This is a genomic window from Castellaniella hirudinis, assembly GCF_047468865.1.
In the GTDB taxonomy this organism is placed as follows: domain Bacteria; phylum Pseudomonadota; class Gammaproteobacteria; order Burkholderiales; family Burkholderiaceae_B; genus Castellaniella; species Castellaniella hirudinis_A.
Genome location: NZ_JBLGTV010000001.1, coordinates 19,088 through 35,936, shown reverse-complemented (window position 1 = coordinate 35,936; position 16,849 = coordinate 19,088). Strand labels below are relative to the sequence as shown.

Sequence of the window (16,849 nt, the reverse complement as noted above, 5' to 3'; positions counted from 1 at the left end):
ATCCAGAAACAGGCAGTCTTGGCCCAGGGCCCTATTTCACCACAGGATGACATGACCGCACAGCGCCCCATTTTCGTCACCGAGCCGCACCTGCCTCCTTTGCAGGAATTCATCCCATATCTGGAACAGATCTGGGCCAGCAAGCGCCTGACAAACGGTGGCCCTTTCCACGAACAGCTGGAAAAAGAACTGGCCGCCTACTTGGGCGTCCAGCATCTTAGCCTGTTTGCCAACGGCACCCTGGCGCTGGTCACCGCCCTGCAGGCCCTGCGCATCGGCGGCGAAGTCATCACCACGCCGTACACCTTCGCCGCCACGGCGCACTCCTTGCTGTGGAACAACATCAAGCCCGTCTTTGTCGACATTGATCCGGTCACCTGCAATCTCGACCCGGAACGCATCGAGGAAGCCATCACCCCCGCCACCACGGCCATCCTGCCGGTGCACTGCTATGGTCTGCCCTGCGATGTGGATCGCATCCAGCAAGTGGCGGACATCTACGGCCTGAAAGTCATCTACGACGCAGCACATGCCTTCGGTGTCAAAAAAGACGACATCAGTATCCTGAACGATGGCGACCTGGCGGTGCTCAGCTTTCACGCCACCAAGGTAATGAACACCTTTGAGGGCGGCGCCATCGTTTGCCCGGATGCCAAGATCAAGCAGCGCATCGACTACCTGAAAAACTTTGGCTTCGCCAACGAGACCACCGTGGTGGCCCCCGGCATCAACGGCAAAATGAGCGAAGTCTGCGCCGCCATGGGGCTGCTGCAGCTGAAACACATCGACCAGGCGCTGGCGGCCCGCACCGCCATCCATCAGCGCTATCGGGAAGCTTTCCAGGACATCCCCAGCTTGCGCCTGCAGCAAGTGCCCGGCAATCTGGATTGGAACCACGCCTACTGCCCTTTGTTCGTCCTGCCCGACCATCCCGTCAGCCGCGACGCGCTATACGATGTCCTGAAAGCTCACCAGATCCACGCTCGGCGCTACTTCTATCCCCTGGTCAGCTCGTTTCCCATGTATCGCGGGCTGGCCAGCGCCACGCCCGACCACCTGCCCCACGCCCATCGGCTGGCCGAACAGGTCATCTGCCTGCCCATCTACCCCACGTTGCCGGCCGACGACCAAGCCCGGCTGATCGACCTCGTTTTACAAACGGCGCAATGAAAAAACGCCTCCTGGTCTTTCCCTGCGGCTCGGAAATTGGTCTGGAAATCCACCGGGCGCTGCGCTATTCCACGCACTTCGACCTGATCGGCGCATCCAGCGTGGATGACCACGGCCGCTTCGTCTACGAAAACTACGTGGGTGGCCTGCCGTTTCACGACCACCCCGATTTTGCGGCGCGCCTGACGGAAATCGTCCAGGCGCAGCGCATCGACGCACTGTACCCAACCATGGACGCGGTAGCCGATACCGTGCAGCATCTGGCGGCGCACCTGGGCATCCGTGCCATCGGCAGCGGGCCGGAAACCACCCGCCTTTGCGCGTCCAAACGGCTGACTTACGCTGCGCTGGACGGCCTGATCCCCATCCCCAGCCGCTACCCGGATATCGCCGGTATCCCTGCTTACCCCGTCTTCATCAAACCCGACCGAGGCTATGGGTCGCGCCACGCCGCCCGCGCCGACGATGCCGACGATGCCGTCGCGCTGCTGGCCCGACGGCCCGGCCAGGACATGCTGATCCTGGAATATCTGCCCGGCCGGGAATGGACGGTGGATTGCTTTTCCGACCGCCACGGCGCGCTACTGTTTCACGCGGCCCGGGGACGCGACCGGATCAGCAACGGCATCAGCGTCCGCACGTCGCCCGATGCCGCATTCGCCGACCTGTTTGCCAACTGGGCAACGATCATCAACCGTACACTGCGTCCACGCGGGGCCTGGTTCTTCCAGGCCAAACTGGGGCAAGACGGCTGCCCCAAGCTGCTGGAAGTCGCCGCCCGCTTCGCAGGGTCATCCGCGCTGCAGCGCGGCCTGGGGGTCAACCTGCCGCTGTTGAGCGCCTTTGATGCCTTCGATTGGCCCGTGTCGATCCTGGCCAACCCGTATCCGATCGTACTGGATCGGGCATTGGAAAACCGTTTTCGGATTCAGCTTGATTATCGGCATGTTTATGTGGATCTGGACGACTGTCTGCTGATCCAGGGGCGGGTCAACGTCACGCTGCTGGCTTTCCTGTACCAAGCCATCAACAACGGCTGCACCGTGACGCTGCTGACCCGCCATGCGGGGGATTTAAATAACACGCTGATTAAAATGCGGCTGGACAGCCTGTTCGACAACGTCATGCACATCAAGGACGGCTCGTCCAAGGCGCATCATATTCACCCGGCCGCAGCCATCTTTATCGACGACTCTTTTCAGGAACGCGCCGATGTCCGCCATCGGCTGGGAATCCCTGTGTTTTCCCCCGACATGATCGAAGCCCTGCTCTAAAACTGGCCATTGCCGCTTGTGCTTTCCAGTATGCGCTCAATCACACGTCTGGAATTATAAAAATCAATATGCTTGTAAAGCATTTTCTTTGAGAAGCAAGCTCCGTCATCCGGCATAGCCCCGGAAAGAATCCGATCCATGCGATCCACGCACTGATCGAATGTCCTGAAAACCGCCCCCGGGAAGATCAGATCCAGGTCATACAATACACCATCCTGATTGCTGTTGTATTCGTCCAAGTCATACGCAAAACAGATCCCCGGTTTATCAATATACAGCCCATCGACATAGACGCTTGAATAATCTGTCATAATGATGTCGGATTCCCTGACCAAGGCGGAAACATCGTCAACAACATGTTTAGAGGCATCCACGATCAGTTCGCCATCTATGTACCGATCTAAATTCGTCCCGCTGGAATCATTGCCAAAATAGTGGGGGCGATAAGCCAGGACAGCATCATGCCGCATCAACACCGATCGCAGCGCATCAATTTCCGCCGGACTGAACTGATAATAATAGGCCGTTGGAGAAAGCCGCGTCTGCCGATACGTGGGCGCATACAAGACCAAGCGCCTGCCTTTCGTCAAGTTCCGTATACGGCCGATATTCTCGGAAAGATATCGCGGAAGGGAATCATCCGCCATGAGTAGAAAATCATTGCGTGGAAACCCGGTAACCCAGATTTGTTGGAAATTGACTGGATGGAACATGGCCGCCATCGCATAGCCATGGATATCCGAACTCGCCAGCATCCCGGCATAGCCAAGCCTTTCTTTGGATTTGTAGCTATTTCGATCCAGATGTTCGAGCATTTTCCGGCTGGAAGTGTAATTCAAGCTTTTCAGGGATATCCCATGAGACAGATTAACCACAACCCTGCCAAGGCAATGCAGACGCAATACTGAGTAAGACCTGGCCCCCCAGCGCAATGAAAAATCCATCGAGATGGAATGCGTGAGCAAGACCACTTTGCAGCGCGCCAGACAATAAAGCCCACGCCAGGTTTGCAAATCCAGAAACTCATAGTTGACAGCATCTTCCACATCGGCGTACGCAAGGCTGCCTCGATAGAAGATCAGCTTTTTGATGCCATTTTCTTTTTTAACAGCCTCAAACAAGGCGCGCTGGCTCTCGATGAACTTGCCCGTGTCCAAGTGATGGGTGGAAAATGCCCAGAAATCTGTCCGCTTTGGCACCAGGCGATCGAAGACAGGCCAAAACGCCGCCACAATCCTGGCCAGCACATGAGAAATTTTCATTGCTTGATGTCGATAATCTGACCCGTCCCGCCACCGCACGCCACCGCTAAAGCCTTCAAGGCCACGGATTTTGGCTGCAACAATGTGTCAGGCGGCTCGATCCCGAAGGCGGCCCTCCGCATCGGGGTCGCTGTGCGTTCTGGATTGATGCAATTGACGCGAACCGAATGCACAAGCCATTCATCCGCCAGGGCCTGAGTGAGGTTCACGATGGCTGCCTTGGATGAACTATAAATGCTATATAAGGCGCGCCCATAGGTATAGGAACTGGATGTGAAATTAAGCAAGCACCCCGCACTGGCCTTCAGATACGGGAAAGCCGCAATCGCAACATTGACGGTGCCGCGATAATTCACATCCATTATTTCGTACACCTCGCTGATGTTCATATCCACCAGAGGCTGCCTGATCAGAATACCTGCCGTATTGATGACGATATCGACCCGGCCCTGTTGGGCAGCGACATCATGAAACAACGCACGCGCGCTGTCCAACGACCTGACGTCAAAGCCTGTGCGGCGGCTCACGCAAACCACTTTTGCCTGATAGGCCTGCGCCAGAGAAACCACTTCTTTCCCGATGCCGCTGGTGCCGCCGATCACCACAAGAACCTTGTTTTTTAATCTTGACAACTCAAGGCTGCCGCCCGGAACCGATCCCTGTTCAAATGAGCGCAGCTGCAAGAATTTATCCAATATCTGCAAATCATTGCGGCGCTCCAACTTAAGATTGGCAGGGTCTCCCTCTACCATATAGACAGGTTCTTCAGGCAAGTATTTGTGCACGACATCGCAATCGTCGATCAGAACCTTGTTTGGATCAGCCATCGCCAAAGCATAAGCCCGCTGGATCACATCAAAACTGAATGCTTGCGGCGTCTGACTGCTTTTCAGGTCGCGCCGATCCGGGATTTCCTGAAGCAAGGCGCTGATCGGATCGGTTCTGACAATGGTATCGACCGTCCAAATTGCCGTGCTGACCGCATGATAGGCATCCAAGGCATCGACAACCTCATTGATCACACGCTGGCTCACCAATGGCCTGATCGCATCATGAAAAATCAATCGGATGGTGTCCCGTGCCGCGCGCTGGCGCACTGCCTCTATTGCAATGCAGGAAGACTCCGCACGGGATTTCCCGCCAAGCAACACCTTTCGGACCTTTGAGAAGCCGCCGGAGAGAATGATTTTTTCTATAATCAGCCGGCAATGGTCATTCGTCACGACAATGATTTCATCAATCCGGTCATTCCCCTGAAAAGCAGCCATGCTATGCTCGACAATCGCTTTTCCAGCCAACCGAACCAGCTGCTTGGCGCCATTGAACTCGGTCTCGCCCCCCTTGCCCGCCGCCAGCAAAACGGCAATATTCAGTGTTTTGTTTTCCAAGGCAGCCATCCCATGCAGTCCAAAAGGTCAATCTGGTTTTTATCAAGACAGAAGACGATCATGAGCCAGAGTTGGAAAGCTCCGATAATCATCCACAACAACACAATCCAGATCGGATGATCCAATCGGAGAATCATTCCCCCCAAACCCGAAATCATCTCCGAAGTAGATGACCTCATCGGGAGAAACCTCGACCCTGGACAGATAGCCTTCAAGCGCATGATACTTATCGTAAGGCTTCGGAACCAAGTCAAAGGACGATGAACCACCAATGAACACATTGTAATCAGGGAATGCCGCGACCACATCGGCGTATATTTTCCGCCTGACGGCCCGGTCTGGATCAAAAATCAATTTTTGATCCAAGGCGGCCCGTTGCCCAAGCAATGGGAAAGTCACCACACCAGAATCATGAAATTCCGCGCTTTCTCCCGCATAATCCAGAAAACCGAAACGTTTCCGAAGACCGGCAACACAGTTCAGTATGCCATCCTTATCCGGCGGCCTGACAAAGCCGGCTGGCTTTATTTGAAATCCATCGGCGGCAACAGATGCCTGGATGCCATAGTAGCCGAGAATGTCTATCTCCAGGCCGCCCAGCTGGCGACGCACCCGCTCACACCCCCCGGCACACACCATGACAAGCTTGAATTTCTGCTGCAAGGATTCCAATATCTGCCGGCAATGGGGCTCCAGCGGACTGCGGTGCTGGGTCAGCGTTCCGTCCAGGTCCAGCGCAACAAGCCGGTATTTCTTTCTTTTATTCATTCACCGGCCCCATTGAAATCGAAAACCCCAGACGCCAACAACGCCTCGGCCATGATCAAATCATGCCGATAGGTGATTTTTGGATTGAGCGCAAGACCATCATGGCACATCACCCGCGCATCCACCGGCAACTGCTGAACGGTTGCCGAGAGATCAGAGTCCCCCGAAAAGCAGCGGTTCAGCATTTGAAACCGAAACGCCTCCGGCGCCTGGATAAGATAGAAATCCCGTCTGTCCGTTACCCACGCCCCGGTCGACCCGAGGCTGTCCGTGATGCTGCTGGTCGTGATCACCGCGTCATGCTTTTCGAGCAGCCTTACATAAAAATCAACAATGGCGCCCGTAAGAAAAGGACGCGCAGCTTCGCTGATAAAGACATTCATGCAGTCGGGATGATGTTTTTTGATATAGTCCAGCGCATTCCGAATGGATAGGTTTCTGCTTTCCCCTGCGGGAACAAGATCGAAGCCCCGCCGGCCGGCCAGATCCGCAGCCAGGCGGCCGCTACCCGCAAGCACTACGGTATCAATCGAATCAGCATGAGACAATGCGTCCGCCACATAATCCACCACCATTTTTTTACCTAGCGGCTGGTATTGCTTAGGCAGCGCATCGTCACCAAATCGAACCCCCGTTCCCCCAGAAAGTATTATTCCAATATTTCTTATCACGATTCACTCATTAGGCCAGGAACAAGAGGATGCCCGGGGCATTAAAAAAACTCAGGAAATAAACAAAACAATGATCAAAGGCCAGAAAACTTCGACTTTATATTTTTTGCCAAATGATAAAGCCAAACAATGTAGCAGCGACTGCGCCTCAAGGAGACCGTAACCGATTCGGTTGAAATCGAGCGCCCCTTCACCAGATCGAAAATATCCTTGACACCAAGCGGCGGGGCAAACTCTGTTTCTGGCTCAAAGGTTCTATTTGAATATTTTAAATGAGCATAGGATTCAATCACCAATTGATCATTCAAATCTTCATGAAACCTCTTGACGGACCAGTCAAACAGCCTTCGAAACAAACCCACTTTATCATAGAACCCAGCGCTGCATAGATCAACCGCGAACCTCGGAAGCAAGTGCTCCATCGCCGAAAAAAGGGCCGCATCATGATCTTGCGGAAAAGTAACCGGCTGGACAGCCCCCTGCAGTTTTTCATAGGCCACAACCGTGCCGGAAGGAGAATTTCCAAATATCCGCTCAATGGGAATCAGCGTATTCCTGTTGACCGTAAAATTATTACGAACCAACAGCGCATCGCTCTGATGGACGCTGCGCGCATAATAGAATTCGGTTTTCAATTCTTTGCCGAACGCAGAAGACAGCAAACGGCCGAAGCATGCTTGAGTGAAACCTCTCCCCCAGAACTCAACAAAGGCAAAATACTCGTTTGGATTGATATTTTCTCTCAGGTATTGGCAAGCCAGCACACGATCAGCAGATGCCTGCCGTATGAGATAAGACGAATACTTTGCCGACCCTTTTACCCGATCAACAAGAACAGCGACATCGGCCGGATCAAGCTGACTCTCTAGCGTAAAACCAGAATATTCTGGAAAAATCCCGCAAAAATCATCTAATCCGATATTCAGCGCTTCCAGTACATTTCCAAAACCGCACGGACGCCTCAGGCTTGTCAGGCCAAGGAAAAATTCATCATCGATTCTATCCGTGAAGGAAGGCACCAGCCATACCTTGCGTGAGCCATATAGATAAGCAGTCGATATATCAAGACGCTGCTGTTTGATAACGGCATCAGCGATCTTCTTTAAATGATAGCCATCTCTGGAAACAAAATATAGGCATTCTATTCCCTTTCTGGTGGCATCGTTCAGTATCCAAAGAACATAAGTCGCCAAGTACAGCGAAACACGCGCATACGCAAACTCTTGCCTCGCGGAAGGCGCATGATCAAAACGATACCGGGCCATCAGCGCCGCAACACAATACGCTTCATAGCTATCCAAATCCTGGACAAGGATTCGTTCATGGCGATTGAACTGGGGGATGGCATGCAATACCGGCTTGATCCCCAGCCGTTCGGCACATGCGCCATCCGCCGCCGGGTTATCCCCGTAATGAATCCAATTCAAACAATCCACGCCCTCGGATTTCGCAACCAGGCTGAACAGCTCTCCGGTCAGTTTCTGCTTCCCATGGGTAGCAGACAAGTAAAGCGGCACTTCCGTCAAACGCGGTTCAGCCTGAGCCAGCAGTTGACGAATAAAAGCCTCCGGCAGGTACATGTCCGAGATCAGAACAACGCGCTCTTTTTTATCCAATAAACCCAGCAATTGAGCAATTCCAGCCTGCCGCGGCTGGCAAGCGGCCAGCTCGCACGCCATTTCAGTCTCGGCAAGATAGGCCACTTGTTCCGCATTCAACCCATAAACGGATGCCAAGCGTTGGAAAATATCGAAGAAGGAAATTTCCCTTGATATTCCAATAGTCGAGCGGACGGCGTAGCGCACATTGGATTCCGCGCCCATACGGGCGGCGGGGTAGTCTTCGACCAAGCCACTGGGGAAGTCCATACCTGAATCCCGCATCAACTCACGAACCCGAAAAAAAATACCGACAGGCTCTAGCGTAGTGCGCTGGATTAAGGTATCAAAAATATCGAATGAATTAAATGAGGCAGAAGGCTTGAGCATATTATACAATAGCAAGCATTTTTAATGATCTACTCATCATCAACCCTTAAAGATATCAGATTTTTATAAACAAATTACGAACGCAGAACAGCAATTACATCATTGACATCAGAAAACACCTTTGATGGAAAAGCAAAGGGGTGATCTTTCACCCAATCAATCCAACTAACATCCATTTTAGGATTTCTATTAGATTTCAACGTATTTATATGCCACCTATTGAAGGCCTCAATATACTTCAATAATTCTGGAGGAAACTCCCCACCAAGAAAGCCGGTGCCATCATCTGCCATTGTCAAAGAATCCCCACGGCGCGACGCCAAAGACAAAGGAGCCGAGATATTCTTGACTGCAAACGGACCATAAGCTAAGGCAATACGACGAATAAACTCTACATCGGCACCTGTTCTAGCACACAGATCCCACACCCCAATCTCCGTGACTATTTTTTCTTTTCTGAAAAGCAAAGAAGAATAATTCAGGTGAACCAGATCCACTCTTTCCAATGTATCGACCACTCCAATATCGGACACACGAATCCAATTGGATGTTGTTGCAACCAGAGAGTCATCCTGAAGCAGAGGATACATTTGCAACTCAAGCTTCATCGGATGCGACCAATCATCCGCATCCATACAAGTCACAAACTCACCACCAGCATGTTTTAACCCAACGCTTTTTGCACAATAAGTACCTACATTTCGGTCCAATTTTATAAAAGAAACCCTAGCATCTCGATCTGCCCAATCCTGTATTTCACGGGCCGTCTCATCCGTACTTAGATCATCAACCACAATGAGCTCAAGCTGGCGATAACTTTGCCGCAAAATTGACTCGATGGCAGCAGAAACACGTCCCTCCACGTTAAATGTGGTCATCAATACAGAAACCAGCGGCCCATCGGAAAAAACATGGCCTGTAGAAGAATAAACATTACAAGGATTCAGAGGGAAGTTTCTATCTCGGAGCGCAAGCTCTGGCAAGCCATATGCAAGATAGGTCTTATTCACACTATTTAATTGCTGCAGCGGCGACATTTCCTCTGTTATTGTTCTATAAAGATGGAGAATACTATAAAAATCGCTACGATCAGTGATATTTTTTAATGCCTGCTCGACCATTTCACGTGCTAAATTCTTATGGCCCGCACGCAACAAAATCAGCACATAAACTACAACAGGAACTTCTTTACCTAAAGCATCAATCAACCTCAAAGCATCTTGCGGCATATAGCTGGACAAATGTTTAGCAACCCCAATGCGCAAATGATGTGGCAAGCGCACCCATGGCGCGTCTTTGAGCAGGCATTTCACCAAGTCCGACTTACCCACTGCGGCATGAGAAATCACCGCCGGCAAAAGCTGGCGCTCCGCATACTGAAGATTACATGGATCGATATCTAAAGACGAAACAGTTTCATACATACCTAATCTAAAATAGGCCCATGGTTGCCAAATACCTTGCGTACTATTTGGTGCAGCACGACTCAATGAAAGTGCTCGAGAGAACTCCTCTCTATCAGAATAAAACGACGCAGAAGATTCTATATCCGCCATGAAATCAGATACTCCATGCTTTTACCCATTGATCCAAGAAAGACCCCTCTAGCATCCAATTTTTCATGACGAAATCACGCAAGTCATCACCTGCCTGTGCCATCGCATCTGGATCAGACAAATAGAACCGAATGGCCTTCATCCAATCTTCATATTGATTAGGCACTCGAACCACAGGCAGGTTGTCTCGATATGCTTCAATATCTGTGCAGATTACCGGTATGCCGCAAGCCCCAAGCTCCAGAATATTGAAATTGCTCTTGCAGCGATTATATGGATTATCCCGCAAAGGCACCACAGCCAAGTCTAAATTAAGGCTAGCCAATTTTTCTGGATAACGATCCATCGGCACCTTAGGATGGAATTCGCAAGAAACACCATCCAACTTATCACCCAGGAATACCCAATCAACCTCATCCTGCAGATCTGAGATCACCGAATGTATCGGTGCCAAATCCACAGCGTAGCCTGAGCTGCACGCCCAACCAACTCGCATCTTTTTGCCAGCCTTCCGTCGACTGGACAGATCGCGCCACCGAGTAGGGCACAAGCCATTCATGGCAATCCGAATATCAGAATGATAATCTGCATACTCTAGAGCCAGCATCGGCGTAGAAACAACCACCCAGTCGACATAGCTCATCAGATCATGCATTTTTTTTATCGCGCTAGGGAACATCATGATGCGAGAAATGCTTCTGGTAGGAATATTAGGTAGATAATCATCAAATTCCAAAACAATCTTAACATCTTTTAATTCACGATAACGTTGCACTTGAATCAGAACATTATCATTAGCCCATGCTCCTTGCAGTACGATCACATCGGGTCTAATCCGCGCAGCATCTATCAAATCAAAGCAACCAATTCCTAACCCTCCATCCACACGCGATTCATTCACCATTGATTTGAAAGGATCAAGAATTCGATAATGGCCGCTCCCTTGCCAATCCGCATGCGCCGCAAGCACAACTGGCAACGGCCTCCCCGGCAAAGGGACATTGAGTCGAGATGCCTCTCGACTCAAACAAAATCCTGGAGAAAATTTACCAAATGAAGGATGATAACTCGGGTCTTGAGCCAATTGAGGTAGCCACCGCTTACGCAAGCGAACCAAATGCTCGTTATCCGGCACGGCCCGCTGCATATCTCCCATCGACCAGAATTCTATCTTACTCTCGCGCAATAAGCCCGTATCCGGCTCAAGAGCCAATAAATAACCTGCTTGAGCAGCCTTTAAACACAGGTCGCTGTCATAATAATGAGTAGGAAAAGCCTCAGCATCGAATCCACCCAACTCATCAAAAACTGCTTTTCTAATCATTAAACAAGACACATCGAGTGCGCTGACATTATGCTGAGAAATCAGGCGATTCATATATCCAGAATCATGCGACGACACCCCCCTGAACCCAGCACCAACACCATGGTTCAGCCCCAAAACCTGCCCGCACTGATCGACCGCCTTGCCATCTAGCCGATCAAATCGGGTGCCTACTAATCCAACATCGGGCCTAAGCGCCAATCCCAGCAAGCGATCCAACCAGTCAAGGTGGACGTCATCAGAAAAGCAGACGTCATCCCCGAAAAACAGCAGAACATCACCCCACGCTTGAGCAGCAGAAAAGTTACCCGCTGCGGCTGGATCAGGTATATAAGGGCATTTCAGGAAACGAATCCGATTCGCCCAAGGATTCTCTAGGCCCAACAGAAGATTCGTCATGTCGATCCGATCTTCACTGCAATCAACAATCAACAGCTCATAACAAGTATAAGTAGTATTTTTTTTAAACTTTTCGAGAAAGCCCTGTAAAGAAGACCGCTTCGTATTGACAGACAAGATGACTGAAACCATTGGCTTAGTTAACAATCGGTAATCAACACGAGAAATCCCTGTGTCATATTTTGGATTAACATTAACGTCGACTTTAATCCTCGAAAAATGCGACCTAGTCACATCCACTGCCTGATCTACAACATCAGCAGCACCCGCCCACTCTGTGGGATCAACGGTGCTATATTGCAATGCTTCTGGCACATGACCCACCATGGCTCTGCCATTCTGCTCTACGACACGCCAGAGAAAATCCACCAGCGCAAGATCTGTATTTTTTTCGTCCAAGCCCCCCATCATTTGGACAGCCCGGCTACTGACGATCAAACTCCTACCAACATAAGGATAGCTGCATAAGAGGTCGGCATTGAAATCGCACTTTAACGCCAAAGAGGGTGACATCCCCGATCTCAACACCACCTCATCGACATACCACACCAACGGATCAGGTTGACGCATAAAATATTCGGTTACCGTGAGCGTGGCATGGGGCACCAGCCGATCACCAGCATACAATACCCAGAGAAAGTCAGGGGACTGGCCTTGCATGATCCGATCAGACAATCGCCGAACCCAAAAGGACGTCCCACTCAGGACATCAACGCTTTCCTCTGTCAAATCTATACTCAGGCATTCCTCCTTTACAAGCCAAACCTTATTGACTGGTTGATGCTGAGTTTTCAGACTTTCCAGAGTATCCATCAACAGCTGCGGGCTTTCATTATTTTCAGCTATGATCACTATGCCCAATGTGCTGACATGCGGATTGGCCTTCAATAAAGCCATGGCCATACGAGTGCGAGCAGCCGGGGGCGTCCGATCAGATAACCAGTCTGCTGTTCCCCACAGAGCCTCAGAAGCAGGCTGCCCAGACAAAATGCTATTACGTTCTGCCTGAATACGGACACTATGGTTCACTGGATAGCGAGCATACATTTTTTGGTAAAGCGGCAACACATGGCTTTGGGGCTTTAATATATTCAGTGGCAGGCTCTCATTGCATCGAATTTCCACCGTCACCTGAGAAGTGCTATGTATAGAGTAATTTTTTGCCAAGCGCAGCAACATATCCCAGTCTTCCAAGGCGGTTAGGCCCGCATCGAAATTTCCAATCTGAAAAACAGCCGCTCTCGGAAAAACCCAAGCACTACTAGGAATATAGTTCTGAACATACAAATCATCACGGCCAAAGCCATCATGAGTAGGCAAATAGGACCGCCTAAACTCTAGGCGCTGACCTTCTTCTAATTTTTCTTCGATATAAACCGCATCAGAATATACAACAGATTCTGGATACCTTTCTAAGATACCTGCAAATAGTTTTAGATGATCAGGAAGATAAGCGCCATTATCATCCAGGAAAGCAACATAGTGGCCACGCGCGCGTTTCAGCCCTGCATTACGAGCAACAGAAAGCCCCAAGCCATTGGGCAATCTGACATAAGTCAAGGGCAAATCATAATCAAGTAATAGATGTTCCACGGTGCCTGGGCCAGCATCCATTAGAATGATCTCAAAATCGTGATACACCTGCCCCTGGAGGCTAGCCAATATTTCTTGAATGCGATCTGAATTGTTATTGAGAACAATAATAACGGAAAAAAACGGGCCGTTTTCATCCCAATGGGATGTCAAATCTTCAAAGAGCTTTCTGCTGATAAATTTTTCTCTTTCAGCAACTTCTTGACAGAAAGCACTCGAATAAAAATTCAACCTCTTTTGATACAAATGCCAAATTGGCAACGGAGACACTCTCATACGCATTAAAGCATTAGTGTCTTTTAAACAGTACTCTAGAATTGACGTATGTTCATGCAAGGGACGGGCATCTGCATAAAATTCTCTAGAAACCTGCCCGCCATGAACTCGGTAGCCGACACTAGCCTGCCGCATAAATATAAAATCAGGATGCACTCCAGCAATACGGAGCCAGAGATCCCAGTCTCCCGCCATCATACCCTTTCGGACTAAAGCGCCATCCTCAAGAGCAACATCATCGAGCATCGATCGACGAAGAACCACTGCAGACGGGGTAATATAGCAATCATAAGTCAATAATTCAACAATCTCGTCACGGCCTCCACGATAAGAGGTCGGTCGGTGACCTGGATGTATGGCATACTGAATCAAATCACCACCCGAATCAATCCAATTGCACTGAGAATAGGCAAGCATGGAAGAAGGATTCTCATCCAAGGCTTGGCATAAAGAAGCCAGATGCCCTGGATAAAGAAAATCATCAGAGCCAAGAACCGCTACATAGCGCCCCCTCCCTTGCCTAACACAATGATTATAGTTGCCAATCTGACCTAAATTGCAGGCATTGACAGAGTAATGGAATCGCGGATCCCCCACATAGCGTCGAATGACATCCAGGCTGGAATCCTGTGAGCAATCATCAATTACAATCACCTCTAGAGAGAGCCCCCTCTGCGCCAAGGAAGATTCTATGGTCTCACCAATAAACTCCGCATTGTTATAAGACATGATCACGACAGACACATCGATGCCACATCCCAGTCGTTGAGTCTCGCATGTCACGTTTCTCTCCCTCCTCTCAGCAGAGTTTATCCTTCCGAAGATTGGCAGCAATTTTTTTCTATACAGCCAAGATAATAAATCGTCCACAGCCACTCGAACGTTCCAGTGGAATATTGGCCGATTTTGTTGACGTACCCCTTGAATGGGAAAATAAATCAATCGCACGCCCAAAGCGGCTGCTGCAGAATGCCAGAACCAATAAAGGATCACCGGAAAATCCACAATCAGCACTACAGCAACAGTACCAGATCGCATCCAGAGCAAATTGGCCAATGCGGCCCCCGATGGCGCAATTACTAGGTCAAGCCCAGAGAAATAAACCACTTGCTCCAGAAAGGACATACGCCCAGGCTCTACACACTCGCAGCCATGCCAACTCAGCATCGATATGAGCTCTACCTGATTCAAGATCGAACGACCATTACCGCCATAAGGTCGAACCAAATAGGCTCCCCCTCCCCTTTTTGAATCAGGATAAGCCTTTCCCTGCATATAATCTCTAAGCCAGCAAAAAGCTTCTGGACATATTCTAAATTCCATACCACTGTAAATATATCCAGCCCTAGGCTCCCAAATTTCAGCCGAATCAGAAAAATAATAAAGCTGTCGAACATTGACAGCCGATCCACAGCGAACGTATACAATATGCTCTTTTGGCCAGATTAGTTCTATAGATTCAATTATAGATGGAGGAAGACCCTCCTCCACTAGCAATTTCAAGCCACTAGGAAGGCGCCATCCGAGAATCCAAAAAAAACTAGCCAGCTTCTCAAATATCCAATGCGCGTAATTTCTATTCTCCCAAGAAAACAATGAAATAGCTTGTTCAATACAAACCGCTTCCTCCCTACCCGCATAGCAACGAGCGCATTCTTTATCTGTAACATCCAACCCATGCTCCTGATACCAAACCAAATTGATATCAGCATGGTGATGGCTTATCGCATCACTAATAATTTCTTCAGATTCAAAATCAAGGATGGCAGATATTCCAGCCACAACTCGCACATTACGAAATATCGCCATATATTGCGGAAGGGACATGGGTCGCGCACGAGAGGCACTGGCGTAACTTGAGAAACCTTCCATATCCAATGGCGGCGGCTCCCAATCCACTCCCGGTGTCAACAGATGCAAAACGTCACACCTTGAAGAATTTTCTATAGAGACCAATCTGCCGGAAAACATACCATTTTTATCTACCACCGCCTTGGAATACACCATGCCAACCCCCAGAAAACTTCAAAGCTTGCCTGGAAATTAAGGTACGAAGCGATTGCATGCATCTACAATCACCTCGATTTCGTCATATTTAATTTCGGGCCCTATCGGCAGACTCAGCACACTGCGACTCAGCATTTCCGTTATAGGAAATGACGCCTCCCATCGACCCTTATAAGCCCCCTGATGATGGGGTGCAATTGGATAATGCGCCAAAGCGCCGATACCTGAGTCCGCCAAATATTTATGCAATTGTTCTCGATAATTAGTCTTTATTACGAACAGATGCCATGCATGCGCCTCCCAGATCTGCGGTCTATCCAGAACATCAGGTAGCATAATATGCTCACAAACGATTCTATCGACATAAGCTTGAGCCACCCTGCGCCGCAATCGAACATTCTCATCTAGGTGCCGCAGTTTTACCCTCAACATCGCCGCCTGAATCTCATCCAAGCGGCTATTCACTCCCTGAAAGTCATGCTTGTACTTATCATGAGATCCATAATTTCGCAAAGCACGCAACCGATCAGCCAACTCGGGATCCTTTGTGACGACGGCTCCCGCGTCTCCCAAAGCTCCCAGATTCTTGCCAGGGTAAAAGCTAAATCCAGCCGCATCACCCCACGCACCGGCTTTGCACCCGCCAAAGCCTGCGCCATGCGCTTGCGCGGCATCTTCTAGAACCAATATCCCATGACGCTTGGCCAGATCGGCAATGACTGGCATCTCGGCTAAACGACCATACAAGTGCACCGGCATGATGACACGCGTTCGAGGAGTAATTGCAGCCTCAATTCTTTCTGGGTCAATATTAAAGGTCTTTGGGTCCGGTTCTACCAAAACAGGTGTCAGCCGATTTTCTGTAATCGCTAAGATTGTCGCAATATAGGTATTAGCCGGAACCAATACCTCGTCCCATTCCTTGAGCCGCCCCAATGTTTTCCAGGCACGCAACGTCAGAATCAAGGCGTCTAGACCATTACCAACGCCAATGCAATATTCGGCACCACAATAAGCAGAAAACTCCTGTTCAAAAGCCGCCAATTCTTCTCCGGCAATATACCAACCAGAATCAATAACGCGAGCGCATGCCTCAAGCAAATCATCTTTATAGCGCGCATTGGTTGCTTTCAGATCCAAAAACGGCACAAACAATTTTGACTGATCCATGAT

Annotated in this window: 10 protein-coding genes; 2 read left to right on the top strand and 8 right to left on the bottom strand. The window is 49.9% G+C overall.

Translation table 11 applies throughout. The annotated features are described in order from the left end of the window. Positions 1 to 51: 51 nt before the first annotated feature. Positions 52 to 1,170 carry a DegT/DnrJ/EryC1/StrS family aminotransferase gene (locus ACMHYJ_RS00155; protein WP_414244173.1) on the top strand — a complete coding sequence of 373 codons (1,119 nt, stop codon included), beginning with the start codon at positions 52 to 54 and terminating at the stop codon, positions 1,168 to 1,170. After that, complete coding sequence (locus ACMHYJ_RS00150; RefSeq protein WP_414244172.1) at positions 1,167 to 2,444, top strand: ATP-grasp domain-containing protein; 1,278 nt, start codon at positions 1,167 to 1,169, stop codon at positions 2,442 to 2,444. The genes ACMHYJ_RS00155 and ACMHYJ_RS00150 overlap by 4 nt, the downstream gene beginning before the upstream one ends. Here the strand turns inward: ACMHYJ_RS00150 and ACMHYJ_RS00145 are convergent. The 8 genes from ACMHYJ_RS00145 to ACMHYJ_RS00110 all read right to left on the bottom strand — a co-directional run bounded on the left by ACMHYJ_RS00145 (position 2,441) and on the right by ACMHYJ_RS00110 (position 16,846). Then, the gene (locus tag ACMHYJ_RS00145) at positions 2,441 to 3,706 is read right to left on the bottom strand and encodes a CDP-glycerol glycerophosphotransferase family protein (protein WP_414244171.1); all 1,266 of its coding nucleotides are present in this window, start codon (positions 3,704 to 3,706) and stop codon (positions 2,441 to 2,443) included. The genes ACMHYJ_RS00150 and ACMHYJ_RS00145 overlap by 4 nt on opposite strands. Next, positions 3,703 to 5,103: an SDR family NAD(P)-dependent oxidoreductase gene (locus ACMHYJ_RS00140; RefSeq protein WP_414244170.1), complete on the bottom strand. Its 1,401-nt coding sequence runs from the start codon at positions 5,101 to 5,103 to the stop codon at positions 3,703 to 3,705. Before ACMHYJ_RS00140 ends, ACMHYJ_RS00145 begins: the two co-directional genes overlap by 4 nt. A gap of 33 nt (positions 5,104 to 5,136) precedes the next feature. Then, positions 5,137 to 5,862, bottom strand: a complete 726-nt coding sequence (locus ACMHYJ_RS00135) for an HAD hydrolase family protein (protein WP_414244169.1) — start codon at positions 5,860 to 5,862, stop codon at positions 5,137 to 5,139. After that, on the bottom strand, positions 5,859 to 6,533 hold the full coding sequence (locus tag ACMHYJ_RS00130) for an IspD/TarI family cytidylyltransferase (RefSeq protein WP_414244168.1): 675 nt from the start codon (positions 6,531 to 6,533) through the stop codon (positions 5,859 to 5,861). The genes ACMHYJ_RS00135 and ACMHYJ_RS00130 overlap by 4 nt, the downstream gene beginning before the upstream one ends. 74 nt (positions 6,534 to 6,607) lie before the next feature. Next, the gene (locus ACMHYJ_RS00125; protein WP_414244167.1) at positions 6,608 to 8,521 is read right to left on the bottom strand and encodes an HAD family hydrolase; all 1,914 of its coding nucleotides are present in this window, start codon (positions 8,519 to 8,521) and stop codon (positions 6,608 to 6,610) included. Between the two features lie 74 nt (positions 8,522 to 8,595). Further along, complete coding sequence (locus ACMHYJ_RS00120) at positions 8,596 to 10,077, bottom strand: glycosyltransferase family 2 protein (protein ID WP_414244166.1); 1,482 nt, start codon at positions 10,075 to 10,077, stop codon at positions 8,596 to 8,598. A 4-nt stretch (positions 10,078 to 10,081) separates the two neighbouring features. Continuing rightward, entirely contained in the window at positions 10,082 to 15,676 is a 5,595-nt protein-coding gene (locus ACMHYJ_RS00115) for a glycosyltransferase (RefSeq protein ID WP_414244165.1), read from the bottom strand. A gap of 36 nt (positions 15,677 to 15,712) precedes the next feature. Beyond that, positions 15,713 to 16,846 (bottom strand): DegT/DnrJ/EryC1/StrS family aminotransferase, encoded by a 1,134-nt coding sequence (locus tag ACMHYJ_RS00110; RefSeq protein WP_414244164.1) that lies wholly within the window; start codon positions 16,844 to 16,846, stop codon positions 15,713 to 15,715. Positions 16,847 to 16,849: the final 3 nt, after the last annotated feature.

Bases quoted from the DNA above. Each gene is read 5' to 3' on its own strand.
- ACMHYJ_RS00155 (WP_414244173.1), top strand. From the start codon at position 52: ATGACCGCACAGCGCCCCATTTTCGTCACCGAGCCGCACCTGCCTCCT.
- ACMHYJ_RS00150 (WP_414244172.1), top strand. From the start codon at position 1,167: ATGAAAAAACGCCTCCTGGTCTTTCCCTGCGGCTCGGAAATTGGTCTG.
- ACMHYJ_RS00145 (WP_414244171.1), bottom strand. From the start codon at position 3,706: ATGAAAATTTCTCATGTGCTGGCCAGGATTGTGGCGGCGTTTTGGCCT.
- ACMHYJ_RS00140 (WP_414244170.1), bottom strand. From the start codon at position 5,103: ATGGCTGCCTTGGAAAACAAAACACTGAATATTGCCGTTTTGCTGGCG.
- ACMHYJ_RS00135 (WP_414244169.1), bottom strand. From the start codon at position 5,862: ATGAATAAAAGAAAGAAATACCGGCTTGTTGCGCTGGACCTGGACGGA.
- ACMHYJ_RS00125 (WP_414244167.1), bottom strand. From the start codon at position 8,521: ATGCTCAAGCCTTCTGCCTCATTTAATTCATTCGATATTTTTGATACC.
- ACMHYJ_RS00120 (WP_414244166.1), bottom strand. From the start codon at position 10,077: ATGGCGGATATAGAATCTTCTGCGTCGTTTTATTCTGATAGAGAGGAG.
- ACMHYJ_RS00115 (WP_414244165.1), bottom strand. From the start codon at position 15,676: ATGGTGTATTCCAAGGCGGTGGTAGATAAAAATGGTATGTTTTCCGGC.
- ACMHYJ_RS00110 (WP_414244164.1), bottom strand. From the start codon at position 16,846: ATGGATCAGTCAAAATTGTTTGTGCCGTTTTTGGATCTGAAAGCAACC.